At 66.1% G+C, this 25,375-nt stretch carries 18 protein-coding genes and 1 tRNA gene; 6 read left to right on the top strand and 13 right to left on the bottom strand.

The annotated features are described in order from the left end of the window. Positions 1-446: 446 nt before the first annotated feature. The 3 genes from U1739_RS15730 to U1739_RS15720 all read right to left on the bottom strand — a co-directional run bounded on the left by U1739_RS15730 (position 447) and on the right by U1739_RS15720 (position 2,631). A complete protein-coding gene (locus U1739_RS15730) occupies positions 447-878 on the bottom strand; it encodes a GNAT family N-acetyltransferase (RefSeq protein ID WP_332709515.1) in 432 nt (143 codons plus the stop codon). Between the two features lie 260 nt (positions 879-1,138). Further along, on the bottom strand, positions 1,139-2,362 hold the full coding sequence (locus tag U1739_RS15725) for a tyrosine-type recombinase/integrase (protein ID WP_332709514.1): 1,224 nt from the start codon (positions 2,360-2,362) through the stop codon (positions 1,139-1,141). 195 nt (positions 2,363-2,557) lie between these two features. Beyond that, positions 2,558-2,631: transfer RNA gene (locus tag U1739_RS15720), tRNA-Gly, on the bottom strand. A gap of 616 nt (positions 2,632-3,247) precedes the next feature. Between U1739_RS15720 and U1739_RS15715 the strand changes: the two genes are divergently transcribed. After that, complete coding sequence (locus U1739_RS15715; protein WP_332709513.1) at positions 3,248-5,551, top strand: TonB-dependent receptor domain-containing protein; 2,304 nt, start codon at positions 3,248-3,250, stop codon at positions 5,549-5,551. 271 nt (positions 5,552-5,822) lie between these two features. Here U1739_RS15715 and U1739_RS15710 read toward each other — a convergent pair whose 3' ends face one another. The 5 genes from U1739_RS15710 to U1739_RS15690 form a co-directional block, all read right to left on the bottom strand. Continuing rightward, a complete protein-coding gene (locus tag U1739_RS15710) occupies positions 5,823-7,391 on the bottom strand; it encodes an ArnT family glycosyltransferase (RefSeq protein WP_332709512.1) in 1,569 nt (522 codons plus the stop codon). Continuing rightward, positions 7,388-8,608, bottom strand: a complete 1,221-nt coding sequence (locus tag U1739_RS15705; RefSeq protein WP_332709511.1) for a glycosyltransferase — start codon at positions 8,606-8,608, stop codon at positions 7,388-7,390. The genes U1739_RS15710 and U1739_RS15705 overlap by 4 nt, the downstream gene beginning before the upstream one ends. Before the next feature lie 142 nt (positions 8,609-8,750). Then, positions 8,751-11,153 carry a TonB-dependent receptor gene (locus U1739_RS15700; RefSeq protein ID WP_332709510.1) on the bottom strand — a complete coding sequence of 801 codons (2,403 nt, stop codon included), beginning with the start codon at positions 11,151-11,153 and terminating at the stop codon, positions 8,751-8,753. Beyond that, positions 11,150-12,097 (bottom strand): FecR family protein, encoded by a 948-nt coding sequence (locus tag U1739_RS15695; RefSeq protein ID WP_332709509.1) that lies wholly within the window; start codon positions 12,095-12,097, stop codon positions 11,150-11,152. Before U1739_RS15695 ends, U1739_RS15700 begins: the two co-directional genes overlap by 4 nt. Beyond that, a complete protein-coding gene (locus tag U1739_RS15690; protein WP_332709508.1) occupies positions 12,078-12,647 on the bottom strand; it encodes an RNA polymerase sigma factor in 570 nt (189 codons plus the stop codon). The genes U1739_RS15695 and U1739_RS15690 overlap by 20 nt, the downstream gene beginning before the upstream one ends. Positions 12,648-12,910: 263 nt before the next feature. Here U1739_RS15690 and U1739_RS15685 point away from each other — a divergent pair, with 263 nt between their 5' ends. From U1739_RS15685 to U1739_RS15675, 3 genes are read left to right on the top strand one after another with little or no spacing between them, the layout of a single operon-like run. Then, positions 12,911-14,008: an acyl-CoA dehydrogenase family protein gene (locus U1739_RS15685; RefSeq protein WP_332709529.1), complete on the top strand. Its 1,098-nt coding sequence runs from the start codon at positions 12,911-12,913 to the stop codon at positions 14,006-14,008. Further along, positions 13,999-14,751, top strand: a complete 753-nt coding sequence (locus tag U1739_RS15680; RefSeq protein WP_332709507.1) for a PIG-L deacetylase family protein — start codon at positions 13,999-14,001, stop codon at positions 14,749-14,751. Before U1739_RS15685 ends, U1739_RS15680 begins: the two co-directional genes overlap by 10 nt. Beyond that, complete coding sequence (locus tag U1739_RS15675; protein ID WP_332709506.1) at positions 14,741-15,322, top strand: SAM-dependent methyltransferase; 582 nt, start codon at positions 14,741-14,743, stop codon at positions 15,320-15,322. The genes U1739_RS15680 and U1739_RS15675 overlap by 11 nt, the downstream gene beginning before the upstream one ends. On the opposite strand, the gene U1739_RS15670 is transcribed toward U1739_RS15675, so the two are convergent. Continuing rightward, a complete protein-coding gene (locus U1739_RS15670; protein WP_332709505.1) occupies positions 15,212-16,234 on the bottom strand; it encodes a glycosyltransferase family 2 protein in 1,023 nt (340 codons plus the stop codon). The two genes, U1739_RS15675 and U1739_RS15670, sit on opposite strands and share 111 nt — an antisense overlap. A 141-nt stretch (positions 16,235-16,375) precedes the next feature. Here U1739_RS15670 and U1739_RS15665 point away from each other — a divergent pair, with 141 nt between their 5' ends. Beyond that, positions 16,376-17,497: a glycosyltransferase gene (locus U1739_RS15665; RefSeq protein ID WP_332709504.1), complete on the top strand. Its 1,122-nt coding sequence runs from the start codon at positions 16,376-16,378 to the stop codon at positions 17,495-17,497. On the opposite strand, the gene U1739_RS15660 is transcribed toward U1739_RS15665, so the two are convergent. Genes U1739_RS15660 through U1739_RS15650 form a run of 3 tightly spaced genes read right to left on the bottom strand, consistent with a single transcriptional unit; the run spans position 17,434 to position 21,463 of the window. Further along, entirely contained in the window at positions 17,434-18,342 is a 909-nt protein-coding gene (locus tag U1739_RS15660) for a galactosyltransferase-related protein (RefSeq protein WP_332709503.1), read from the bottom strand. The two genes, U1739_RS15665 and U1739_RS15660, sit on opposite strands and share 64 nt — an antisense overlap. Next, positions 18,339-19,487, bottom strand: a complete 1,149-nt coding sequence (locus tag U1739_RS15655) for a glycosyltransferase (protein ID WP_332709502.1) — start codon at positions 19,485-19,487, stop codon at positions 18,339-18,341. The genes U1739_RS15660 and U1739_RS15655 overlap by 4 nt, the downstream gene beginning before the upstream one ends. Continuing rightward, on the bottom strand, positions 19,484-21,463 hold the full coding sequence (locus U1739_RS15650) for an HAD-IIB family hydrolase (protein WP_332709501.1): 1,980 nt from the start codon (positions 21,461-21,463) through the stop codon (positions 19,484-19,486). Before U1739_RS15650 ends, U1739_RS15655 begins: the two co-directional genes overlap by 4 nt. A 414-nt stretch (positions 21,464-21,877) precedes the next feature. Between U1739_RS15650 and U1739_RS15645 the strand changes: the two genes are divergently transcribed. Then, a complete protein-coding gene (locus tag U1739_RS15645; protein ID WP_332709500.1) occupies positions 21,878-23,119 on the top strand; it encodes an esterase-like activity of phytase family protein in 1,242 nt (413 codons plus the stop codon). Positions 23,120-23,189: 70 nt separating this feature from the next. Here the strand turns inward: U1739_RS15645 and U1739_RS15640 are convergent, their stop codons facing one another. Next, on the bottom strand, positions 23,190-25,319 hold the full coding sequence (locus U1739_RS15640; RefSeq protein ID WP_332709499.1) for an alpha-galactosidase: 2,130 nt from the start codon (positions 25,317-25,319) through the stop codon (positions 23,190-23,192). Between the last annotated feature and the right edge of the window lie 56 nt (positions 25,320-25,375).

Genomic DNA, 25,375 nt, shown 5'->3' with positions numbered 1-25,375 from the left:
TCAGGCAGGAAAAGCTGCTGCCGCCGATCGCAACCTTCGATGAAACGCCCCATCACCGGCCTCCCAAATCAGACCATGATCATAGCATATCAGCGCGTTTCCACACAGCCTCCACCATCTATCGCCGGTCCGTACGGCGCTACCTGGGTGGTTAGCTGCCGTTCCCGATCTGGAACCTGCAAGCGTCTAAATCGCCGTCCCAAGCCCCGCCGCGATCCAAGCAACGGTCACTCGAGACAAAGCCGCGAGTTGCCCAACCGGCAGAAAGGCCAACCAGCACAGCGACGACAACAGCGAAGAGGATGCGGCGCTTCATACCGTCACGCTGTCGATCTTTTGAAGGCCCGTCAATGTCCGCAACTGAGCGCCTTGGCCCATCGTGAACGGCGATAGATGGTGGATAGCTGCCAGGCGGCTCTCGGGAAATCGGGGGGCGTTCGCGGACGTCAAAGTAGCGCCTTCTGCATGAAGAAGCGGGGATAGTAGGGTGGAGGCCCGTTGAGCTGCCCAAAAACGTTGAATCCGTGCCGCTCGTAAAATGGCTTTGCTTGGAAAGCCTGCGTGTCGAGCAGCATATGGGAACACTCACGACGGCGAGCCTCCTCTTCGGCCAGCACCAGAAGTTTCGAACCGAGACCTCGCCCGCGCAAAATGGCAGGCAAGGCGATCATTTCTATGTGGAAGCCGCCCCAACGTGAGGACCCAACCAACCCGCCAACGATCCGGTTATCGGGATCAGCTACCAGCGCACCGAAATCCTGATTGTCGAGGGTGGGCACGCTTTCACGCGTAAACTGCCGAAGAACCTCTAGAACAGCCGCGCGATCTTCCGCGCTTGGCAGGTGCGTTAGACGGATCGCTATATTTTCCATGTCCATGGCCGATTATGATTGTCTGCTGCATGCGAGGCAACATCGTGAGTTGGACGGCAGCTTATGGGGGGCGGATCTACCGCCCTGCTATGACAAGATTTGGGCGCTTCCCGCCCGGCGGCTTTAAGCAAGGTCATGCGGATCGGTGATCACGCGATGGCAGCTATTGCCCGGTCAGCGCCCAAAACCCGTCGGTCGGCTGCCGGCCAGCACCAGCCGATCGCGGGCAAGCCCGTTGGTCGAGGTGCATAAAGGCGGTCAGCCCGTCATCGCTCGGGTAAAGGAAGAAGTGTGGCCCCACCGCGTAGGCTGTCGAGCAGGTTTGACCACCACTGCGCCATGGCTACGCGCTCCTTCCAATGGGTGCCGCGATGATAGGCCGCGCGTACCTTGTCGGTGTCCCCATGCGCCAGCGCGCGTTCAATCGCGTCGTAGGACCACTTGCCGGATTCATTGAGCAGGGTGCTCGCCATGGCCCGAAAGCCGTGGGCCGTCATTTCGTTGCTGGCATAGCCCAAACGGCGGAGCGCGGCGTTGAGAGTATTGTCCGACATCGGCCGCACGCGCGACCTCATCGACGGGAAGACATAGCCGTTGGCCCCGGTGATCGAACGGATCTCCAGCAGGATGTCGATAGACTGCGTCGTGAGCGGGACGTGATGCGGCTTGCGCATCTTCATCTTCTCGGCGGGGATCGTCCACACGGCGGCATCCATGTCGATCTCGTCCCATCGCGCGTGGCGTAATTCGCCCGGGCGCACGAACACGTGCGGGGCCAGTTGCAGCGCCCATTTGGTCATGCCCTGGCCCTCATAGTCGTCGATGGCCCTCAGCAGCTTGCCAACTTCCTCGGCCTCGGTGACTGCGCCATAGTGGGTGACAGTCGGCGTCATTAGCGCGCCGCGCAGGTCCCTGGTGGGATCGGACTTCAATCGGGCGGTGGCAACGGCATAGCGGAACACGGCGCCAGCAAGTTGCAAGGTTCGCCGCGCACTTTCCAGCTTGCCTCGCTTCTCGATCTTCCGGATCGCGGCAAGAGCATCTATCGGCTCGATCTCATGGATTGGCATTTTCCCGATGGAATTGTCGAGCAGGCTCAGGAGATGTTCGCAGCGCGCGGCGGTGGAGGGGGCCCAGGCACGGTCGCCATCGCGTCGCCGCTTCCGGCAATATTCGTTGGCGATGCTGGTGAAGGTGTTCTCCGCCAGCGCCCCGGCCCGGAGCTTCTCGCGCAGCTTCTCCAGGCCTGGGTCCTTGCCTTCGGCCAAGAGATCGCGAGCCTCGTCTCGCTTCTTGCGGGCATCGCGCAAGCTGACCTGTGGGTATGTGCCCAGGCCGAGCTTCTTCTCAACACCGCCCACGCGGTACTTCATCCGCCAGAGCTTACCGCCTGATGGTTGGACGAGGACAAACAGGCCTTGCATGTCGCAAAGCTTGTAGGCCTTCTCGCGCATCTTGGCCTTGCGAATAGCTATATCTGTCAAAGGCATAGTGGAGCCCTTCCCGAGGCGTGGCCCCCACGTTGGGGGCCACGGGCGTTTTTCGGCACGCTTTTCTCGCGAAGTGGCCCCCACTGTCGGGAGCTTTCCTGAAATCTTACGCGATCCAGTGAGCCGGACAACGCCGAAAATACCGCAGATTTCTGCGATTTACAAAGCCGTAGGGGATGTCCTGAGATCGAAAAATGGAGCGGGTGAAGGGAATCGAACCCTCGTCGTAAGCTTGGGAAGCTTCTGCTCTACCATTGAGCTACACCCGCATTTCAAACACTTAGCGGCAAATCCGCCCATGTTCATAGCCCGCTTTACAGTGTCCTGCGAAACCGACCCCGCCAAGTCGCACAACAGCGCAGCGCAGGTCAATGGATTCCAGTCGGCAAAACGCGCCAAGAACGATTGTTTGGATGGCCATCGCCCCCAACAGGTCGCAACTTTTCAAGGCCGTCAGCGCTGATCGAATTTCAATCCAGCGCATCGCCGTCATCCGAGAGGCGTCCGAGGCGGTCGTCGCGCGCGGCCTTTAGCAAATCCACGACGGTGTGTTGGCTACTCAATTACAGCTAGCACCGCATGATGCACACCCCCGCAACCTGATTGGATAATAAGACAAAAGCGGTCGGCCAGCAGTTCGCCAATTTTGAAGTATCTACGCAGATCAGTCATACCCAGTTGAACCGGCTAATGCAGGCGCGTGGGCCACTAGATTTCATCCAATCGCTGCGGACGTTTAATTGCAATTGAAACGACATTACCCGTAATTATTCGTTTGGTAACGCCACCGACTTTTGGTTGCCCTCGCTTCGTCATCACGTTGCAACGTCAATGGATCAGGCGACGGTCGAGGCCGGATAGCGGCCCGCCCAGGGAGTATCATCAATGTCCGTTCGTCTGCACATGCTTGTGGGTTCCACGCTGCTTGCCTGCACGTCAACCGCCGCGCTGGCGCAAAGCCAAGGCGCCGCGGACGCGCAGGTCGCCGCTGACACGACCGTAGCCGCGCCGGACGCTGACCAGACCGAAGTAGGCGCCGATATCGTCGTGCTCGGCTTTGGGCAGGCGCGCCAGGTGCAGACGATCGGCAATATCGAAATCAATCGGCTGACCCCCGGCACCACGCCGATCAAGGCAATCGGCAAACTGCCCGGTGTCAACTATCAGGCCGCAGACGCGTTCGGCGCGTACGAATGGTCGTCGCGCATCACCTTGCGCGGGTTCAACCAGAATCAGTTGGGCTTCACACTCGACGGCATCCCGCTCGGCGACATGAGCTACGGGAACGCCAACGGGCTGCACGTCAGCCGCGCGATCATCTCGGAGAATCTCGGTGCCGCCTCGGTCGCACAGGGCGCCGGCGCGCTCGGCACCGCATCGAGCAGCAACCTCGGCGGCACGATCGAGTTCACCTCGCTTAAGCCGTCCGATAAATTCGATATCGTCGCCTCGGGCACCTATGGCAGCGACGAGACCTATCGCGGCTTCGTCCGGCTGGAGAGCGGCGACATCACCGGTCAAGGGCTCAAGGGCTATCTCAGCTACGGCTATCTCAAGACCGACAAGTGGAAGGGCTTTGGCGAGCAGCGCCAGCACCAGGTCAACGCCAAGATCGTGCAGGATCTGGGTGCCAAGGGCTCGATCACCGGCTTCTTCAATTTCTCCGATCGCCGCGAGCAGGATTACCAGGATCTTAGCCTCGGGCTGATCAAAAAATACGGCTACAACCTAGACAATATCTCCAACAATTTCGCGCTCGCTCAAGCGATCGCCACGGCCTATCAGGCCGGTCTGCCGCTGCCGGGCCCCTATGCCACGGTCGACGATGCCTATTACGACGCCGCCGGCCTGCGCCGCGATTATCTCGCTGGGCTCACGGTCGACAGCCGCCTGACCGACAGCGTCTCACTCGTTTTAACCGGTTATTATCACGAAAATCACGGCCAGGGTCTGTGGTACCTGCCGTACACCCCGACTCCGGGCGGCTCGTCCTTGTCGGTACGCACCACCGAGTATGACATCCACCGCGGCGGCGTGCTCGGCCATGTCGCGGTCGATACCGGCCCCAACCATCTCGAGATCGGCGGCTGGTACGAATCGAATGATTTCCAGAACGCCCGCCGCTTCTACGGCCTCGCCAACCAGGCAACCGCCTCGCTCCCCACGCTGGAATTCAAGAAGAATCCGTTCGCTACGCAGTTCGACGTAAAGTTCAACACCGAGACGATGATGTACTACGTTTCCGATAAGCTCACGCTCCGCGACCTGACGCTGTCCGGCGGCTGGAAGGGCCTGCAGGTCAAGAACAAGGCGACGCGCATCGTCGGCCTGCTTGCCGCGGGTGAGATTCAGGCCAAGGACTGGTTCCTGCCGCAGGCCGGCGCGCTGTTCCACCTTGGTCAGGGGGCTGAATTGTTCGCCACGTACACGCAGAACATGCGCGCCTTCACTTCCGCAGCAGTCGGTGGCTCGCCGTTCGCCACGACGCAGGAAGGGCTCGACCTGATCCGCAACACGCTGAAACCGGAACGCTCGACCAGCTACGAGCTCGGCGGCCGGGTTCGCTCAAACGGCTTCCAAGCCTCGCTGGCCGGCTACTATGTCGATTTCTCCAACCGCCTGTTATCGCTTGCCAACGGCACCGGCGGCGCCGGCAACCCGACCACGTTGCAGAACGTGGGCTCGGTGCGCAATTACGGCGTCGAAGCAACCGCGATCTACAAGCCGATGCCCGCCGTCTCGCTGTTCGCTTCCTATTCCTACGGCAAGGCAGAATATCGCGACAACGTCATCAGCACTGCGGTCGGCAGCATCGGCAAGATCGACACCGCGACCAAGGGCAAGACCGTGCCCGACAATCCCGAGCATATGGTCAAGGGCGAGGCCGTCTATGATGACGGCCAATTCCTTGCCCGTGTCGGCGCCAATTACATGTCGAAGCGCTACTTCACCTACCTTAACGACGAGTCGGTCAAGGGCCGCGTGCTGGTCGACGCGACGATCGGCTACACCTTCCGCGGCGAAGGCTTCATGAGCGGCTTCGGCATTGAAGGCAGCGTCACCAACCTGACCGATCTCGACTATGTGTCGACGATCGGCTCGAACGGCTTCGGCAAAAGTGGCGACAACCAGACCCTGCTCGCCGGTGCCCCGCGCCAGTTCTTCGTCACGTTGCGCAAGGGCTTCTGACGAACCGTCCGGTGCCTGGGGGGATTGCAACGCGGCCGTCCCCCCAAATTCCCGCGCTGTTCATCTCGCACTCGGTCCGGATCCAACACACGGCAGGCGACGCGCATGGCCCGTCGATCGGCCTGCCAGGCCAGCCCTAAAACGTCATACACGCCATTCGCGTTCGAACCGGCCTCGTCCCGGACAGCCGCACGGCAAGCGCACCGATGTGCTGCGAACAGTGTCGGCGATCATAAGCCGAGATGGCCCGCCGCCGGGCACGCCCCGCCGGCTAACGCGCGGCGGCCAACCGTTTGTAGATGAGCCGCTCACGGTAACCGATCCTGCGGTGGTAGACCTGTCGGTAATCGCGCCCGATGGCGATCCGTAACTGGCGCAACGTCGCCTTATTGTAATGCGAATCGGGGCGGTCCGAAGCGACGATGATGTCGGGCCGCTCGACCGTCAGGATACGGTGCAGTTCGGCCTGAATGTCGATGCCGGTCGCCCCGGCCTCGGTCGCATCGTTAAGGTGATTGGGGAAAATGCGTGACGTCACCATGCAGGCGTCGGTCAGGTGATACAGGATCGGTTCGCCGTCGAACACCAGCATGCATCCGGTGCGAACCCGGTCGATCGCCTCGGCCAGCGCTGTAATATCGGCGCGCGTGCCTCGGCTCTTCAATTGCTTGGGCACTGCCAGGGCAAAGCAGACGCCCGCCGTCACCGCCACGAATGCGGCGAAGGGCATCAGCCGCACGCGGCCACCGACCGACACGGCGATCCCCGCCGTGCGATCGCCGAGCATGGCCGCGCAGACCAACGACAGCGGCACCAGCACGGGCAGGAAGTAATGCTCGAAATAGGTGCCGAACACGAGCACGCCGCCGACCGCCGCGCCAAGCCAGGCAAGCGCGAAGCGGCGGGTGCGCCGTGCCTGGTCGCCGTCGTCCGCGCGCACCGTCACCGCTTCCAGCCAGGCGCACAAGATCAGCGGGAAGGCCAGTCCGGCGATCTTGGCCAGTCGCTCGACCAGCGTGCCGATCGACCAGCCGGCACGATCGAAGATCGACAGGAAATTGGCATAGACGAATGCCTCGTTATACCCGTGCGCGGCATACCAGCTCCACGTCGCCAGCGTCGGCAATAGCGCGCAGCCGATCCACACGGCCGCCGCGAGCGGCACTGTTCGCACGCCGGCAGCATCGCGCGGCCAGCGCCACAGCAAGGCACAACCGAAGAACAGGCCTTCGAACACCACCGAATATTTGATCTGCAACGCGATGCCGACGAGCAGCATCGCCGCCCCGCCCAGCGCAAGCAGTTTGGGGCGCGCCATCTCCGGCGCCGTGGCGTGCAGGACCAGCCATGCGGCGCCCGCCACGAAGGCGTTGTAGAACACCGGCGTCTGTCCGCCAGATCCCTCGAACACCAGCAGCCAGGCAAGATAGGCGCACCCGGCGAGCGCCGCGCCGCGGGCGTTGGCGAAGCGCAGCGCCATCGTGGCGATGAGGAACGCGGTGAGGCCCGCGAACAGCGTGGCGGCGATCTGATATTGCACGATCCCCTCGCCGCCGAACATCCGGATCGCGGCGTATAGCAGGAAGATGCCGACCGGCTTGCGGTCCCAGATGTCGACGAAGGGCACCGCGCCGTGGAGCATGCGCTCGGCGGTGACGAGGTAGAATTGCTCGTCGATCTGGATCGCCGGATTGCCGAACTGCCAGCCGCGCAGGGCAAAGGCGCAGATCATGGCGATCAGGAATTGCCCGACCAGCGGCCGGCTCAGCACGCGGCCCCACACCGATGGCACCGGTGCCACCTGCCCCCATATCTGTGGCGGGGGAAACATCACGCTCATGCTGCGCGCCACGAATAGTGCGCCGCTGCGCCGTAATTCCACACCAGCAGGATCGCCGCACCCAACGCCGCACCGACCGGCCAGGCGAACCCGCTGGCCGACAGCAATACCGCCGCGCCGACACTCGCCACGGCGCCCACGGCCGAGACCGCGGCAAATCCGATCAGCCCGCTTAGCCAGTGCAGGCCGCGCCGCGGGCGGGGCTTGTGCGCCACCAGATTGTCGATCGCGTAGATCGTCAGCAGGGCCAGCGCGGTGGCGATCGCCTGCGCGACGATCACCGCGCCGCCCAACCCGATCAGCACCGCCATGGCGGCGAAGTGTACCAATGTCGCGGCGCCGCCGACCAGCAGGAACGCCAGAAGCCGCACCGGCACGATCTGCCCGATCAGCTTGTCGGCGATCATCATGGCATAGTCCCACGCCACCGCGGCGGAGAGTTTGCTCGCCCCCTCCTGCCGACACGCGAAGCGCAGCGGCACTTCGCGAATGCGCAAACCGGGTCCGGCGGTCATGGCGAGATCGAGCAGAATCTTGAAGCCGATGCCCGACAAGGACGGCGCCCAGCGATCGATCACTTCGCGCCGGATGGCGAAGAAGCCGCTCATCGGGTCACTGAGATCGACCGGGGTCAGCGCCCGAGCCACCCGCGTCGCAACCTGACTGGTCGCTGCCCGCCCCTGCCCCCATTCGCCGATCGACCCGCCGGCCATGTAGCGGCTTGCCGCCACCAAATCGGTCTGCGCGCCGCGTAGGATATCGAGCATGGCCGGCAGCACGCGGGGATCGTGCTGCAAATCGCCGTCCATTACCGCGAGATAGGGCGCACTCGACGCCAGCATGCCCTCGATACAGGCCGAGGCCAAACCGCGCCGCCCGATCCGCTGGATCACGCGCACCCGCGCATTGCGACCGTGCAGGCGCCGCGCATGATCGGCCGTGCCATCGGGAGAATTGTCATCGACGACGATCACTTCCCAGCGAATGCCGGGCAATGCCTGATCGAGCTGCGCGACCAGTTCGTCGAGATTATTGCGCTCGTTATAGGTCGGCACGATCACCGACAATTCGATCGGCCCGAGCGCCGGTTCGTCGAATGCCGTGGCCAGCCGTCTCGCATTGGGCCCGCGCGGCGCGCCGAGCGGCACGACCTTCCCGCTCCACGATCCCATCTCCGAATCCGGCGACGCGCCCGTCAGCGCAAAATCTTCAGCCATCTACAATCATCTCGCGACCAGGGTCTGCGGGAATCGGCCGAAGCATCATCCCGTCCAGCCTGAGGACGGCACGGCGTGCGCCCAGCCTTGGCAACAACGCCCGGAAAAATGCGCCGCGCGACGCGCCGAACGCCAGTCGGCGCTAGAACGCGATGTCGAACCCCAAGCGCAGCGTCCGCGGGCGTTGCGGCGTTATCTGTCCACCGTCGATCAGGAATGGCGTGCCCAACGCGAAGCGATTGCCGACGCTGTCGAACAAATTGGTCACACCCAGGGTGACCCCAAGCTCCCCCCGCCCGATCCGCGCGGTCAGCGCGCTATCCAGATAGTCACCTTGCGCGGCACCCAGGACGGGGCCGATGCCGAGCCGCGAGCGCCCGACATAGCGCGCCCAGCCATCGAGGCGCAGGTCCAGCGTACGCGCGATCGGTGTCCGGTAATCGACACCGATCCGCCCGGCCAAGCGAGCGATATTGGGCACTGCCGTGGAGCGGCTTAAGGCCTGGAGACGCACTTGGTCGGCAGCCCTGAGCGCCTCGGCGAACGCTGCGCTGGGATCGGTTACCCGGCTGTCATTGTAGGTGAAGCCGAGATCGACCGTCAGCCCCGCGGCCGGCCGCCATCCGGCCGTGGCGCTCAGCGTCCAGATCCGCCCGTCGCCGATATTTTCGGTGCTCGGCAGCCCGGTACCGTCGATAAAGTCGGCCTGGATGTCCTGCCAGCGCGTGTGCGAGGCGCTGGCCGAGAGGTATATGCTGTCCACCCCAGCCAGCCCGTAGCGCATGCCAGCCTCGATCGCGCGCACCCGATCGTTGCGAAAACGTCGTACGAAATCCGCCTCGATCGCGAGACCGCCTGGCCGGAAGCCCTGTTGATAGCGGGCATAGACCGACATTTTGGAATTCAACGCGGCGATCAGCGAGGCGGAAGGCAGGATGCTTGTCTCGCGGCGATCGGCGACGATCTGCGCCTTGGCGAGGATCACCGCCGCCGCAACGTCCTCGCCAATGCCGGACAGGTCGGCGCGAGTGGCACGCAGCCCGGCAGTTGCGGTCAGCCCGGGCGTCACCACCAGGCTGGCTTCGCCGTACAACGTCACCTCGTCGATCCGGTTGGTCACGCCGGTCACCGGCACCGGCGCATCGTCCGGCCCCAACGTGCGCGACAGCCGGGTGCGATTATGCGTGAAACTGGCACCGATTACCCAGCCGAGCCGGTCTTGCATTGGCCGCCACAGCCTTGTCTCGCTGGTGATCAGGGCGGTGTCGTTCTGCTGCGCGAACACGCGGGGCGATTCGCCCCTGATGGTGGCGTCATAGCGTTCGCGCAACGCCTGGCGGATGATCCCGGTCGAGGATTTGAAGCGCAGATCGCCGATCGGGCCCGACACGATCAGTTCGCCCAGCCGGTAATCGGCTTGAAAGCCCTGCTGGACCGCGCTGGCGCGCGTCAGCGGCGGCGCATCGCGATCGGCATATTGGCTGTCGTCGCCGCGCGTCCATTGCCCGATCCCGCCCAGATCGACGGTCCAGCCGTTGCCGGCATCGAGCCGCAGCGTCGCCCGCCCGCCGCCGATCCGCGTGCGATTGATATCGTCGCGCCCACTGAGCGGATTGTCGATATAGCCGCCCTCGGACACGCCGTAACCCACCACGCGCAACGCAAGCCGGCCGCCCGCCAGCGGCACATTGAGCATCGCCCCCAGGTCAGCGCCCGGATCGCCATGCTGCGTTGCCGAAGCGCCCAGCGACAGCGTACCCGCGGCGACGCCTAATTGCGGCGCGTTGGGCACCGTGCGGATGATCCCGCCGAGCGAGCCGGCGCCGTATAAAGTGCCTTGCGGCCCCTCGAGCACCTCTACCGAGGCGATGTCATACAGGCGGAGATCGGGATCCGGCGCATTGTAGCTCAGCCGCAAATCGCCGAAATATTGCCCGACCGTCGTCTGCGTGGGCCCGGTAAAGCTTGAATCGGCGATGCCTCGGATGAACAGTTTGTTGCGCCCGGTGCCGAGATGGGTCGAGGGTACGCTGGCCAGCCGCGCCAGGATCGCGTCGGTCCCGCCCGCCTGGCCCAACGCCAGATCGGCGCCACTGAGGATCGCCGCCTGGCCGGCAAAATCGCGCGCGGGCACATCGCGCTTGCTCGCCGTGACGACGATGTCGGGGCCGACCAATGGCTGTTGCGCTTCCTCGGCCGGCACTGGCGGCATCGGCATCGAGCGCACTAGCGCCGGAGGCGGCGATGGCCGCCTGGCCCGCGGCACCAGCCGCCAGCCCGGCCCGGCCCGGCGCACATCGGCATGCGCAACCTCCGCCAGTCGCGCCAGCGCCTGCGCCACCGACAGCCGCCCGCGTACCGCCGGGACCAAGCGCGCCCATAGCCTGGCATCGCTGACCACGATGGTTGTCCCCGCCTGCCGGCCGAGCGCCAGCACGGCATCGCCCAGACGGCCAGCGGGCAGGTCGATCGGCCTTTCCTGCGTCCAGGCCGGGCTGGCCATGCCGAGCATCGCCGCCGCCATGATGGTCGATCGGCCGATCACGGTTTGGCCGTTAGCGCCCAGGCCGTGCCGTTACGGCGCGCGGTCAGATCGAGCACGGCTGCCATCCTGCTCGGGTCGCGCTTGATCTCGGCAATCACGATCGTGCCATAAAATGGCCGCGCGGCGACAGAAAGGTCAGCGGTGACGCTGATCCCCAGGCTGCGCGACAGATCCGCCGCCACCTCGCTCACCGGCACTCCGTCATAGGCTAGCGTACCGCGGCGCCACGCGCCGACCGAGGCAGGATCGACGCGGCCCGATACCGCAGCCGCGCCATCGCGCGCCACCAGCCCCTGCCCCGCCACCAGCCGCACGATCCCGTCATGCGCGCCGAAATCGACCGCACCTTCCGACACCGCAATCCGCGTCTCCGTGAGGCGACGCTTGACCTCAAACACCGTGCCGATATCCACCAGCTTCTGCCCGCCGACCGTTACTTCGAACGGGTCGCTGGCATCGTGGCGCACCTGAAACAGCGCTTGGCCATGATCGAGCGCAGCGATGCGCGCATCGCGCCGATCGAGCACCACCCGCGTCGCGCCGGCCAGCGTAATCCTGCTGCCATCGGCCAGTGCCACGGTCCGCAGTGCGCCCGGCGCGGTCTCGACGACATAAGGCTCGTGCGTCTCGCGCAATGTCACATAGCCAACCGTCAAGGCCAGCGACGCCGCCAACGCGCCGCCGATCCAGAGCGGCCGACGCGGGCGGCGCGCCCGCGCTGGTTGGATCGGCACGGCGATCCGGGGCGCAATAGCCGCCGGCGCCGCAGCGCTCGCCGTCACCATGTCATCGACCTCCGCCGACAATGCGTGATAGCGCAGGGCGTGTCCGGGATCGGCCTCCAGCCAGGCCTGAAATGCTTCCCAGTCATCGAACGCGGGATCGCCGACGCGCACGATCCAGTCGAGCACGGTCGCATCCGCGTCAGTCATCAGCTTCGGCATCATAGCCTCCCACTTTCGATGACGGAGTCGGTGCGCTCAAACCCTCATCAAAATCCTGCTTCAGCGCAATCATCGCCGCGTAAGTCTTGCGCAGATCGGCTTCGACCGTACTCAGGCTGATCCCCAGTTCGGCCGCGATCGCGCGCTGCTCGACGCCATCGATGCGATGCCGGCGGAAAATCAGTGCCGCACGCTCTCCAACCCTAGTCAACGCGGCCTGCGCTATCCGCGCCTGCTGCCGGGCGATCAACAGGCGCTCGGCATCGGGCTCCTCCGAGACCTCGCCGGCGCCGGCATTCACCTCGCTCCAGGCGCGATCACGCAGCCGCGCGCGCGCAACGCTTCGATGCCGGTCGAGCATCAGGTTGTGCGCCGCCCGATAGAGATAGGAAAGCGGCGCGGCGATCGGGCCGGTGTCGGTGCTCGACGCACGCAGCCACAATTCGTGCAGCACGTCTTCGGCATCATTCCCCGCCCCCAGCCCGCCGATGAATCGGAGCAGCTTATCCCGGTTCGCCAGAAATATGGCCTCGAGACCAGAATTCGACATCATCTATCCCAATCGGCGGGGCGGCCAACTGCCTCCCCGGGATGGTCAACACTCAACCATTGATCGGTTACGGTTTGCGCATTGCTCTGGCAACGTGCGGACGTGGATTTCGCGCCGAGGTATCTTTACAGCTCGCCAAAGCGCGCATGACGGCATCCGTCAGAAGCTGACAGCCAGCATTCCCGTGGATTAGGGACGCTGGTGCGGAACAAGCGCGACGCCAGAGCGCTGCTGCACGACATCATGGAGAAACCTCATTGTTGATGCACACTGACAGCCCGGCGGTTCCGACCCTTGTCGATCGGGTCAGGGCGTTGACGCAGGCGTGGGACCGCGAGAACGGCCAGGAGACCTATCCTGCGGATCGCATCGCGATGTTGGCTGCAGCGGGCGCGACGGCCAGCTTCGTCGTCCTCGACAGCATCGCGTCCGTCGACGCTCTCGTTACGGTTTTGCGTCTGATCGGCGGCGCCGATCTGAGCCTCGGCCGGATATACGAGGGCCATGTCAATGCGGCGCAATTGGTGCACGCCTATGGCGATGCCGGGCAACGGCGGACGCTCGTTCAGGATCTCGCCGATCACAAAATCTTCGGCGTATGGAACACCGAACCGGCCCCGATGACCCTGGAGCCGATGAACCTGCCGACCAAGGCGGACACGTGGCGCCTTGGTGGGGGCAAGAGCTTTGCGACCGGCGCCGGGCATATCGATCGCGCGCTGATTACCGCGCGCCGCCCCGATGGCGCCAAGCAACTCGTACTGGTTGATATCGCTGGCATGACCGCCCGGGTGGATAATGCCGGATGGCGGGTGCGCGGCATGCGCGGCACGCAAAGCGGCCGCTTCGACTTCACCGACATGATCGTCGGCCCGGAAGCGGTGATCGGTGGCCCCAATGATTACGAGCAAGAACCGCGCTTCTCCGCCGGCGCATGGCGCTTTGCAGCGGTCCAGCTCGGCGCGGTCGAGGCGCTGGTGCGGCACTGGCGCGACCATCTCGTGACCAGCGGCAAGGATGGCGACCCGGTCCAGCGCGCGCGCATCGGGGCAGCGATGGTCGCGGCGCGCTCGGCGACGCTCTGGGTCAGCCAGGCCGCCAAGCTTGCCGAGGCCGGGCATCCCGATGCGATCGCGCATGTGTTGATGACGCGCGGCGTGGTCGAGGAAGCGGGCCTCGCGGCGATGGAAGGGGCCGCGCGCGGCATCGGCACGGCCGCATTCTTCGACGGCAGTCGCGTCGACCGCATCACCCGCGATCTCGGCCTGTACCTGCGCCAGCCCGTACCCGATCAGGCGCGCGACCGTGCCGTCGGCGCGTGGCTCGAGGCGGATCGCTGGGGCGATGATCGATGGTGGTGACGCCCGGCTGGGCAAGCCGCCGCGATTTGCTGCACCGCGCGCGGCCGCTGGCGCCGGCGGCGGCGGCGCGCGCCGGTGCCTGGCTCATCCTGGCGCCGCATCCGGACGACGAGACGCTGGGCGCCGGCGGACTCATCGCTGCGCTGAGCCACGCAGGCGCGCGGCTCCGAGTCGCGTTCCTGACCGATGGCGCGGCAAGCCATATCGATGCACCAAACTGGCCCGCAACGCGGATCGCCGGGCTTCGCGCACAGGAAGCAGGCGCCGCACTGCGGCTGCTCGGCCTGCGCACCGCCCCGGTCGCGCTTGGCTGGCGCGATGGTGTCCCTTATCCCGCGCAATCGCGCGCCTTCGAGCGAACCGTGCGCCAGTTGGTGGCGCTGTGCCGACGCGAGCGGATCCGCAACGTGGTGGCAAGCTGGGAAGGCGATCCGCATTGCGATCATGCGGCGACCGCTATCGTGGCCAGCGAAGTCGCGCGCCGCCTGCGGGTGGTCCCAAGCTTCTATCTGGTATGGGGCTGGACCTTACCGGCGCTGGATGCGCGTGTTGCCGACATGCGCGTGCGGGCCATGCCGACGGCGCGCTGGCAAGGCCATCAGCGCCGCGCGCTCGCCTGCCATCGCACGCAACTCGGCGGGCGCATCTCCGGAGCGCGCGAGTCCTTCGTCTTGCCCCGGGCGATGCGCCGGCTCGTCGACCTACCTCATCTACTCTTGCTGGAGCCCCGTCATGCGACGTGACCGTTCGATAGAGCCGGACTGGTTCGAGGCCCTGTACCGGGAACAGGGCGATCCCTGGTCGTTCGAAACGAGCGCCTATGAGCGCGCCAAATATGATCACACGCTGGCCAGCCTGCCCGCGCCCCGCTTCGACACTGTCCTGGAGGTCGGCTGCGCGAACGGCGTGCTGACCGAGCGCCTGGCGCCGCGCTGCGGCCGCTTGCTCGGCGTCGATGTCTCGGAAACCGCGCTTGCGGCCGCGCGGCGGCGCTGTGCCGCTCTGCCGCAGGTGACGCTCGAGCGCCGGCATCTCCCCGCCGAGGCGCCGCCGGGGTGCTTCGATCTCGTGCTTCTCTCCGAGGTGATCTACTATTGGGACAGCGCCGATCTGGCGGCGCTGGCGGCCTATCTGCAGGACGTGGTGCCGGCCGGGGGATATGTGCTGCTCGTCCACTGGACCGGCGAGACCGATTATCCCAAATCAGGCGACACGGCGGTCGGCGAGCTCCGCGTCCTGCTCGGGGCTGCCATCACGGTCGCGCTCGAGGATCGCCGGGACGAGTATCGGCTCGACCTGTGGCGCCGCTGCTGAGCGACGTGCGCGGATCATCGCCCCCGCTGTCGCGATCGCGGCGGGCAAGGTCGCGAAGCTGAGCCGATCCCGCCCGGCGGCGCTTGCCGGGTCGAGCGCCATCGGGAAGGCGTATGTCTCATGCAGCGGGGCATCTTCGGCCTGCGCGATCCAGCAGGCAAAGGCATCCGCCATGCCGCCGGGCGCGCGGCCCTCGATGCGGCTCGAGGTGAACACGCGCACGTCGAGCGGGTGCCGCACCAACGCGCCCGCACGCCGCACCGCGGCAAACAGCGCACGGTCCTCAGCCACTGGCGGCGTCGGCGCGCCACCGATCCGGTGGTACAGGCCGCGGGTCAGCGCGATGCTCGCCCCGCCTTCGTAGAAATGACGCGGCCAAGGCTCATCGCGTATCGGCGCGAGATCCGCGCGCAGCCAATCGAGCGCGGTGTAATAGCGGCCCAGCAGGTTCAGCCGCCGCGCTGCCGCGACGCCGAGCGCGGCACGGTCGATCCGGCGGGTCAGCGCCCGGCCTGCCACGGCATCGCAGCCGGCATCGAAATGCGCGACCGTGCGGACGATCCAGTCCGGCGCGACGCACGTGTCCGCATCGGTCGATGCAAGGATATCGGTATCGTGCGGCAGCGTTGCGACGGCCGCGTCAAAGGCAAGCCGCCGCGCCCATCCCGCATGGCGCGCGCCGGGCAGCATCGACACCGCGTGCCACCGCAACCTCGCGTATCGTAGCCGCGTCTTGCGCAAGACCGAAACGGTGGCGTCGCTACAATCATTGGCCAGCACGACCAGAGTCACCGGCCCATTGTGGTGCATGGCGGCAATGTCGAGCGCAGCAAGACAAGCGGGCAAATCCTGCTCCTCGTTCTTCGCTGGCAATGCCACGGCGATATGGCGAAGATCGGGTGCGATAGGCATGCTTCAGGACAATCCTTGAACCGCACGCGCGTTCCAGAGCTTAAGGGCTTTTGGACGACATTATAGCGATAGGCTGGGGGCGGTGATGCGCGCGGCGCCCCATTCGCTTTGTCCCGATCAGCGAGCACGCTAGGGTGGCGAATGCCTGACGCCCGTTCTTCCAGTTTCACGCCGTTGCGCATCGCCATCGTCGCGCATCTTCGGCATCCCATCGCCGCGCCCTTCATGGGCGGCATGGAAGCGCATTGCCACCAATTGACCCAAGCGTTGGTCCAGCGCGGCCATGACGTGACGCTGTTCGCCAGCGCGGACAGCGATGCGACACTCCCGCTCAGCGCGGTGGCCGAGCGGCATTACGAAGCGGTGCTCCCCTGGGCGCTGTGGCACGGAACGACCAAGCTGACCGCGTTCCAAGACGCCGCGTTTGGCCGCGCCTGGGAGGGGGTCGTAGCGGGCGACTTCGATATCGTGCACAACAACGCTATGCATCCGACATTGCACCATTGGGCATTGCGCGATGCCCAGCCGATGGTGACATCGCTGCACGTGCCGCCCTTTGCCGGGCTGGCCGATGCGGTACGCGACACGGCCGCGCCGTGGTTGCGACAAACCGCAACCTCGCGCAGCCATCTTGCGAGTTGGTGGGAAGCGGCGCCGGCGACAGCGTCGGTCGTGCATAACGGTATCGACGTGGCACGCTGGCGCTACCACGCGACGGGCAATGGCCGCGCGGCCTGGTGCGGGCGAATCACACCGAACAAGGGCACGCATGTCGCCGCGCTCGCGGCCCGCGCCGCTGGCCTTCCGCTCGACATCTATGGGCCGATCGACTGCCAGACCTATTTTGGCGATCATCTCGCGCCGCTTCTCGGGGAGGACTGCATCTATCACGGCCATCTCGGCGGCGACGCACTGGTCGACGCACTCGGGGCGGCGTCGGTGCTGTTGTCCACCCCGATGTGGGACGAGCCGTTCGGGCTGGTCGCGGCCGAGGCGATGGCGTGCGGCGTGCCGGTTGCAGCGATCGACCGTGGCGCGATGCGCGACGTCGTCGGCGATGGCGGCGCACTCGCGACCGCCGACCCCGCCGATCTGGCGGCCGCGATCCGACACGCCCTGCTGGTGCCGCGCGCGCTGTGCCGCAAACGCATCGCCGAGCGTTTCTCGATCGACGCGATGCTCAGCGGCTACGAGGCCGCTTACGCCGCCGCGATTGCCGGCCGCGCTTCGAGCAACGCGAGCACCGTGGCCGTACTGGCATAAGGCTGGTCGGACTGCTGGCGGGTGAGCGCAAGATCGTCCTCGGTGACCGCGCGCAGGCGGACATGCTCGCCGTTCTGCAACCGCACCAGACCCATCAGGGTAAAGGCGCGGAGCCAATGCTCCATGGTGAAATGGCCCCATTTGTCGCGGAAGGCGGCGGCATTGGCGATCACGCTGTCGATGTGATGGACCGGCGGCATATGGTGCGGGTGATGCTGATGATAAACGCGCGCGCCGCGGCACCAATGGATCGGTATGCCGGCATCGACCACCATGCGGCCGAAATCGGTATCCTCTCCGCCATAGCCGATATAGCGTTCGTCGAACCCGCCGATGCCAAGGAACGTCGCGCGCCGCATGGCGAAATTGAGCGACCAAAAACAGCGATAATCAGAGCAATCGCCGATCGGCCCTGCGGGTGGCCCCGCGCGTTCGCTATGCTTGACCCCGATCTGCGCGAAACGCGCAATGTCGATGCCGTCCGCGGTGGCGCCCACCGGCAAATACAGCACCTCGCCCATCAACAGCACGTCCATCGCCGCCAATAACCGGGCATAGTCGGCGACATAGGCCGGATCGGGAATGCAATCGACGTCGATGAAGATCAGCACGTCGCCCGACGCCGCACGGGCGGCCATATTGCGCGCCGCGGCGAGCGGGATACCGGCGGCGTCGACCATTACCTGCCGCACCGGAAAGTCGGTATCGGGCAGAACATAGCGCTCTGGCTGCATCACGGCGATGATCAGTTCGTCGGGCGGGACGTCCTGTGCGTTCAGCCCGAGCACGAGATTATGCAGATGCTCGGCGCGTCCGCCGGCCAAGGTACAAACTGAAATCGTCATGCCGACATGGTTTCCGTAGCTTCTGCGGTGATCAATGTTTCGAGTGCCGGCGACGCCCAAGCGGCTTCGGCTTGTGCCTCCAGCCACGCCGCCGCGGCGATGGCCGCCGCCGGATCGACCAACTCGCGTTGGCGGGCCAGATCGAGCGCTTCCGCCTTGCGCCAGGCATCCGCCCAGGCGGCGCCATGCGCCGGCCAATGGTCGAGCGTCACGGCAGCGCCGGCTTGCGCCAGCATCCGCGCCTTCCACAGCTGCTCGTCAAAATAGCGCCATTCCGGCACGACGATCCATGGCCGCCCCGCCGCTGCGATCATATGCACCGTGGTGTTGCCGGCCGAGGAGACAATGCGATCGGCCGCGGCGATATAGAGGTCGGGGCAATCGACCCAGCCGCGATGGTGGAGATTGCCCGGCTCGGTCGCATGCCAATCGCGCTCGACCGCGCCGATCGTCAGCCAGACCGTGTCGGGTTCCGCGCGCGCGCCAAGCGTCAGCGGCGTTCCCGGCGTTCCGGAGCCGCCCCCGCCGGCCACGACCACGACGATTTGTGCGTCGGGCGCAAGGCCCAGCATTGCCCGTGCTTCCAGCCGGTCGCGCGGCGTGGCATCGATCCCCAGCCCCGGAGCGTAATGCGTCTTGGCCGTCATCCACGCCGGGCGGCCCGGCTGTTCGAGCACCGGCGCATACGGTGCCAGAATCCCGATGGCGGATTCATAGGCCGCCATATGGCCGGGGTCGTCGCGCTGGCCATGCTGCAACACGCTCACGCACGGCACCGACGCAATCCGCGCCAATTGCGCCAGTTCGGCCGAAACGTCGGTAACGAACAAGGCCGGCCGCGCCGTATCGAACCAGGTCACGATCACCGCGACGGCGTGCGTGATGCTCGCCCAGCCAAGCGGCGCGCAATGCAACGTGGACGGGGTGCGGGCATTGGCGAGCGCGGGGGCAGCATCCGCCGGGGCCTCAAACAGCGACGGAATGCGACAAATTTCGACCTGCGGCCCAAGCCGCGGTAAGATATCGTCGCGCGCGCAAAACAACGTCACGGGGCGGGTCGCCGGCAGCGCATTGACGATCGCCGCCGCTCGCTCGGCATGACCGCGCCCCTGATGATGGACGAAATAGCCGATCGGTCGAGTCACGCAGCCTCCTTCAGCGCAAAGGCGCGCATGCCTTCCACCACACCGGCGGCATGGGGCTGGCGGGACAGATAGATGCTCGGGCGCCCAAGCAATTGGGTGAGCTCGGCGCTGTGATTGGCGACCACGATGCCGTTGCGCACGGCACTCAGCATGTCGAGATCGTTACCGCTGTCACCGGCCGCATAGACGTCGTTTGGCGCGATCCCGAGCCGCTCGGCGACCCACGTCATCGCCGCGCCTTTGCCGGCACGCTGTGGCAGGATGTCGAGCAATTGGCCGTGGCTGTGGATCACCCGGACGGGCAAATCCGCCACGGCCTGCCGCACGGCCATGATCGCCGCCGGATCTTCGACGAAATAGCTGCGCTTGTGGCGGCGTTGTTCGACCGGTGGCTGGCGCCGGACCCCCGGAATCGCTGCGACGCGATCGTCGAACGCGTCGGGCTGCCAATCCAGGTCGATCCACGTGGCAAAGTCCACATCGCACGTCAGCCGCGCGCCGGTACGCCAATAGATTTCGCTCCCGACGGACGTGATCAACACGCGTGGCGCCGGCTGCCGCCATTCCCGCAACAAGCGTTCGGCTTCCTGCAGCGAGCGCCCGGTCGCGACGCCAAAGGCAAGGCTCGGCTGGGTGGCAAGGAACGCCGCCATCCCCTCCGCGCCAGAGGTGCAGCCGGTCAAGGTGTTGTCGATATCGCAAAGCAGCAGTTTGTGTGGGCGCATCGCGGGTTCGACCGGGGCTTTTAACGTGCGCACGAGCGCGACGAAGCGCGCGGCATAGCCGTGCCAGTCGAGCGCCTTGCTGCGAATGGCACCCTCGGCGGAGGCGCGCGCCCATTCGACTTTGTCGGTCAGCAGTGCACGGATCGCCGCGACGAAGGCGGTCGGATCGCGGGGATCGGCGACCCGGCCGTGCCGCAACGTGGCGATGATGTCGACCGGCCCGCCATGGCAGGTCGCCACGACCGGTACGCCGTGAATGGCAGCCTCGGTCAAGGTCAGTCCATAGGGTTCGGTCAGCGCCGGATTGACGAACACCCCGCCGCTCGCTTTGGTCAGCGCGTATAACGCCGCTATGTCGGCCTGGCTGTGCCGTTTGGGGATTGCCAGTTGGCCGTACAGATCGTGCCTATCCATTTCCGACAACAGGGCGCCGATCACCGCATTTTGCTCGGCCTCGCCGCTGTCCGGCCCCTCGCGCAGCCCGGCGACGATGACCAGATTGGCCCGCGCGCGCAGATCGGCGTCGGCGCCGTACATCTGGACCAGACCGGCAAGGTTCTTCTTGGCCACCGGCCGCGCGATGGCGAGAATGATCGGCTTGTGGGGATCGCGCAGGAACGGGGCGATCAAGCCGCGGGCGCGATCGAGATCGATCGCGCCGTCATGGGCGAGCGTCGCCCCCGGCGGGATACAATGGATTTTCGAAGGACAGGCCGACGGATATAGCATCAGCTGCCGCTCGGCTTCGTCGCGCGACGAGGCGATGATCAGGTCGGCCGCGCCGATCGCGCAATCTTCATCGTCGATGCGCCGGGTCATCGCGGCCGGCGCCGTCGTGGCCCCGACCTTCTCGATGCCAAGCGAATGCGCGGTATAAACGAAGGGAATGCCGAACCGCTCGCGTACCATCCGCGCCACCTGGGCAGCGTCGGCGAAATGCGCGTGGATGACATCGGGCAACTGCTCTTCTTGCGCGAGATACTCGATCAGCGCGGCGGCGAAAGCCGGGCGGTCGGCGGCGTTTGCTTCCTTCGAAAGATAGGCACAATTGCCGGTATTGATGCGCCGGATCGTCAATTTATCCGAAATACGCTCCAGCGGCACGGCGTAGGCCGCGCCGAGTGAGGGATCATCGATCAGCCGCGTGACGATCTCGACCCGCGTTACGTCGTCTCGTACCGTCAACGCCTGCGCCGCGCCCAAGGCATAGGTGATGTGCCCGCCAGTATCCTCGGTCAGGCCAAAGTCCACCGGTGCCCCCTTCAGGCAGCCCCCGAGCACTATCGATAGAATATACAACCCCGACGCCTCATGAAAAAAAGGCCAAAGTTGGCCGCCCGCCTACTAACGACTCCCTGTTGGTAGAAGTTGCACCGGATCAGGAGATGTCGGGCGGCCGCGTCCCACTAACCGCAATCTCGCCCAGCGACGCCGTCATGAACACCCTGTCGCGCCATAAGGCACCGGCCGCCAGGGGGGGCAGCCCGATACATCGGCGATCTCCACTCGTCGGGAATGCTCGATCCATGCTGGCAACAGTCTGGAATAGCCCGAACCCTGATAAGGGACACAGACGCCCCCCCGGTCGCCATTGGATTGGAGGTTTTAAGGGGCGGCGCACATGCGTGATGTTACGGGCGTTGCCCGCCATGCTATGGCGCCACGATGTCGCACGATCATGTCACCCAACTGGCCTATCATGACGAGGAGCTCGCCTGCCTCGAGCTTCCGGGTGGCCGACTGCGCGTCACGCGTGGCCTGGGATCGGGGCTAACGCGACGGATCGGCGATCCGGACGGCATCGTCTGGGCGGTCGGTGACCGGGGACCGAATTTGAAGCTGCCGCTGGCGATCGACCGCTACGGGCTCGATCATCTTGCGGGCCATGCCGACACAGCCGGCGCCAAGCTGATGCCGTGCCCGGCGGTCGGGCCAGCGATCGTCGAGCTCCATGTCGGCCAGGACCGCATAACCGTCTGCCGGACGCTGGCGCTCCGCGACTCTGCCGGCACGCCGCTGTCCGGCTTGCCGCCCGCCGGCAGCGATGCGCGGGCCGCCGAGCCGGCGCTCGGCCTGGACGGCGCGATCCTGCCACCCGATCCAGGCGGCGCCGATACCGAAGGGATCGCAGCCACGCCGGATGGCGGCTTTTGGGTCGCCGAAGAATATGGCCCGTCCCTGCTACAGCTCGACCCAGACGGCGCCGTCCGCGCGCGGTGGGTGCCCGCCGGCACCGAAGCGCTGTTCGCTGGCGCGACCTATCCCATCATCGGTGCGCTGCCGCCGCTGGCCGCGCGCCGGCGGCTCAATCGCGGCTTTGAAGGCCTGGCGCTTTCCGCCGACGGCCGCCGCCTGCATGTCGCGTTTCAAAGCCCGCTGGCCCATCCGGGCGAGCACGCCGGCCGTCACGCGCGTCACGTTCGGCTGTGGACGCTGGACAGCGCGACCGGCGCCCTGCTGGCCGAACACCTCTACCGGCTCGACAAGCCGAAAAGCTTCAAACGCGACAGCGTGCTTGGCGATGTCGATCGTGCCGACGTCAAGCTGTGCGACGTGACCATGATTGACGGCAACACGCTGGTGACGCTCGAGCGGATCTCGGCGACCAGCAAGCTCTACCTGGTCGCGCTCGATCCGGAGCGCGCGCTCGCACCGATCTGGAGCGATGGCACCACCCGCCCGACGATCGAGGAGCTGAGCGCCGATGATGCGCTCGAGCTCCCCGTGCTTGACAAGCAGCTGCTTTTCTCGACCGACGACCATCCTCAAATCGGCCCCGATCTGGAGGGGGTCACGCTGCTCGACGAGCGCACGCTCCTGCTCGTCAACGACAATGACTTCGGCGTGGAGGGCGCACCGACATGCTTCTGGCGGATCGACCTGACGGTACCGCTCGACCGAGCGTGACCGGGTGCTTTACGATCGGACCGCCGCCTGTCCCCGCCGCCGGTTTAGCGGCTTTTGACCACCTCGGCGTCTAAACGCGCTCCAGATGTAGCACGAACGCCGCCTGCGGGTGTAACCGCGGCGGCTGCAAGCCTATCGCCATCAACGATTGCCCCGAAACGATCGCCCCGTCGCTTAATGCGGTGAATAGCGGCTTGCCGCCCAGCGGTGGGCGCGGCCAGACCAGCTGCACGCGGTAGCTCGATTGGGGATCGAGCCCCGCCAGCCGTAACGGATCGGCGTAATAGCCGCGCGGTTCGGTCAGCTGGGTATAGCTGAACAGCGCCTCGGTGCGGTCCGCGGCAACGATGCCGAACGCGATCTCGCTTTCGCCGCGATCGAGCCGGACGAGATCGCCCGCATGGATCAAGGCGCGGTGGCGTTTATACAGCGCGATTCCTTCGCTGAGCTGGGCGCGGTCCGCGTCGTCGAGCGCGCCGAGATCGGCCTCCACGCCGAAATGGCCGAACAACGCGGTTGCCACGCGCGTCGCCATCGACACGCGCCGCCCGGTGATATGGCAATCCGCCGGGCCGACATGCGCGCCCATCAGCTCGGCCGGCAGGAACGTCGACAGGCCGCGTTGGATCGCCAGCCGATCGAGCGCATCGTTGCTATCCGACGTCCACACTCGGTCGGTGAGATCGAGGATGCCGAGATCGGCTCGCCCGCCGCCGCTCGCACAACTTTCGATCTCGACCGCCGGATGCGCGGCGCGAAGGCGCGCGAGCACGTCGTACAGCCCGAGCACATGGGCATGCGCCCCCGCCCGCCCATCGGCGCCGCCGGGATGGCTGAGGTCGCGGTTCATGTCCCATTTGAGATAGGCGATCGGATGCTCGCGCAGCAGCGCATCGATCGCGGCAAAAAGGTGGTCGCGCACTGCGGGACGGCCGAAATCGAGCACCAATTGGTGGCGGAAATCGAGCTGCGGCGCGGGCGGTGTCGCCAGCACCCATTCGGGGTGCGCGCGGTACAGATCGCTGTCGGGATTGACCATTTCGGGCTCGACCCACAGGCCGAATTCCATGCCCAGCCCCCGCACATGCGCGATCAGCGGCCCCAACCCGTCGGGGTAGACGGTGTGATCGACCGTCCAGTCGCCCAGCCCGGCGCGATCGCTGCGCCGCCCGAGAAACCAGCCATCGTCGAGCACGAAACGCTCGACGCCGATCGCCGCGGCCTGATCGGCGAGCTGCATCAGCCTGGCCGGATCATGATCGAAATAGACCGCCTCCCATGTATTGTAATGCACCGGCCGTGGTTTCGCGCGTAGCCGCGCATGCTGCGGGCGGGCGCGGACATGCGCGTGAAACGCCTGCGACACGCCGCTGCGCCCGCGGTCGGACCAGGCGCAGACGAGCTCGGGGCTGTGATAGGCCGCGCCGGGCGCGAGGCGCATTTCCCCCGGGAACAGCAGCTCGCCGAATTGCACATAGGCACGGCCATCGGACAATGTCTCGGCCCAGAGCCGGTGGTTACCGCTCCAGGCAAGGTGGAAGCCGAACACCTCGCCCACCTGCTCGCCGCAGGGCCCCACTTGGGCGAGGAGCGCGGGATAGGCGTCGTGGCTGGTCCGGCCGCGGCGGTTCTCGCGCGACACCGCGCCCATCGCCCGCGCCACGCGCCGCAGCTGGAACTCGCCCGCCCAGCGCCCCTCGAACAATAGCCAGTCGGATACCGCCGCCGGTACGGGCAGCGTCGGCGCATCGCATGCCTCCAATGCCAGTACGGCATCGCCGTCATTGATCACCGTAGTGCGCGCGCGTAGCACGTCCCCGTCCGGCGCGAGCGTCAGCGCATGGCGCAGCGTGACGCCGTTCGCGGCGTCACGCGAGTCGATCTCGACGCTGCCGTCGCTGCGCCGTACCGCGACGATTTCCGTCCAGGTTGCCCAGCCCTGCCCGTCGCGGTGGCACGCTAGGCCGGGGCGCCCCGGAAACCCCGCGCCGAGCAGCGGGGTGAGCGCAAGCGCTGGTGTCTGCGCAGGCGAGCATGGTGCTTCCTCGCGCTGGCTCAGCACCGCGAGCATGGCCAGATCGGCATCGTCCGCCAACCGCGCGCCCCAATGCAGCACGACCGGCGCTCCGCCGCGACAATCGATCACCAGACTGGTGTGGGCGCCATCAAGCCGGACGAAAGCAGGCGGCGCAGCGGACATCGACATCTCTCTAAATAAGGTGATTTCTGACAACGCTATCCCGAGCGATTGACCCG

This window comes from Parasphingomonas puruogangriensis (assembly GCF_036663635.1).
Lineage (GTDB): Bacteria > Pseudomonadota > Alphaproteobacteria > Sphingomonadales > Sphingomonadaceae > Sphingomonas.
Note: the sequence above shows the minus strand (reverse complement) of the source record. Positions and strands in the feature narration are given on the sequence as shown.

Coding starts and splice junctions, on each gene's coding strand:
- U1739_RS15660 (WP_332709503.1), bottom strand. CDS start 18,342: ATGACGATTTCAGTTTGTACCTTGGCCGGCGGACGCGCCGAGCATCTG.
- U1739_RS15640 (WP_332709499.1), bottom strand. CDS start 25,319: ATGTCCGCTGCGCCGCCTGCTTTCGTCCGGCTTGATGGCGCCCACACC.
- U1739_RS15690 (WP_332709508.1), bottom strand. CDS start 12,647: ATGTCGAATTCTGGTCTCGAGGCCATATTTCTGGCGAACCGGGATAAG.
- U1739_RS15715 (WP_332709513.1), top strand. CDS start 3,248: ATGTCCGTTCGTCTGCACATGCTTGTGGGTTCCACGCTGCTTGCCTGC.
- U1739_RS15730 (WP_332709515.1), bottom strand. CDS start 878: ATGGACATGGAAAATATAGCGATCCGTCTAACGCACCTGCCAAGCGCG.
- U1739_RS15710 (WP_332709512.1), bottom strand. CDS start 7,391: ATGAGCGTGATGTTTCCCCCGCCACAGATATGGGGGCAGGTGGCACCG.
- U1739_RS15645 (WP_332709500.1), top strand. CDS start 21,878: ATGTCGCACGATCATGTCACCCAACTGGCCTATCATGACGAGGAGCTC.
- U1739_RS15665 (WP_332709504.1), top strand. CDS start 16,376: ATGCCTGACGCCCGTTCTTCCAGTTTCACGCCGTTGCGCATCGCCATC.
- U1739_RS15685 (WP_332709529.1), top strand. CDS start 12,911: ATGCACACTGACAGCCCGGCGGTTCCGACCCTTGTCGATCGGGTCAGG.
- U1739_RS15695 (WP_332709509.1), bottom strand. CDS start 12,097: ATGCCGAAGCTGATGACTGACGCGGATGCGACCGTGCTCGACTGGATC.
- U1739_RS15680 (WP_332709507.1), top strand. CDS start 13,999: ATGGTGGTGACGCCCGGCTGGGCAAGCCGCCGCGATTTGCTGCACCGC.
- U1739_RS15705 (WP_332709511.1), bottom strand. CDS start 8,608: ATGGCTGAAGATTTTGCGCTGACGGGCGCGTCGCCGGATTCGGAGATG.
- U1739_RS15670 (WP_332709505.1), bottom strand. CDS start 16,234: ATGCCTATCGCACCCGATCTTCGCCATATCGCCGTGGCATTGCCAGCG.
- U1739_RS15675 (WP_332709506.1), top strand. CDS start 14,741: ATGCGACGTGACCGTTCGATAGAGCCGGACTGGTTCGAGGCCCTGTAC.
- U1739_RS15725 (WP_332709514.1), bottom strand. CDS start 2,362: ATGCCTTTGACAGATATAGCTATTCGCAAGGCCAAGATGCGCGAGAAG.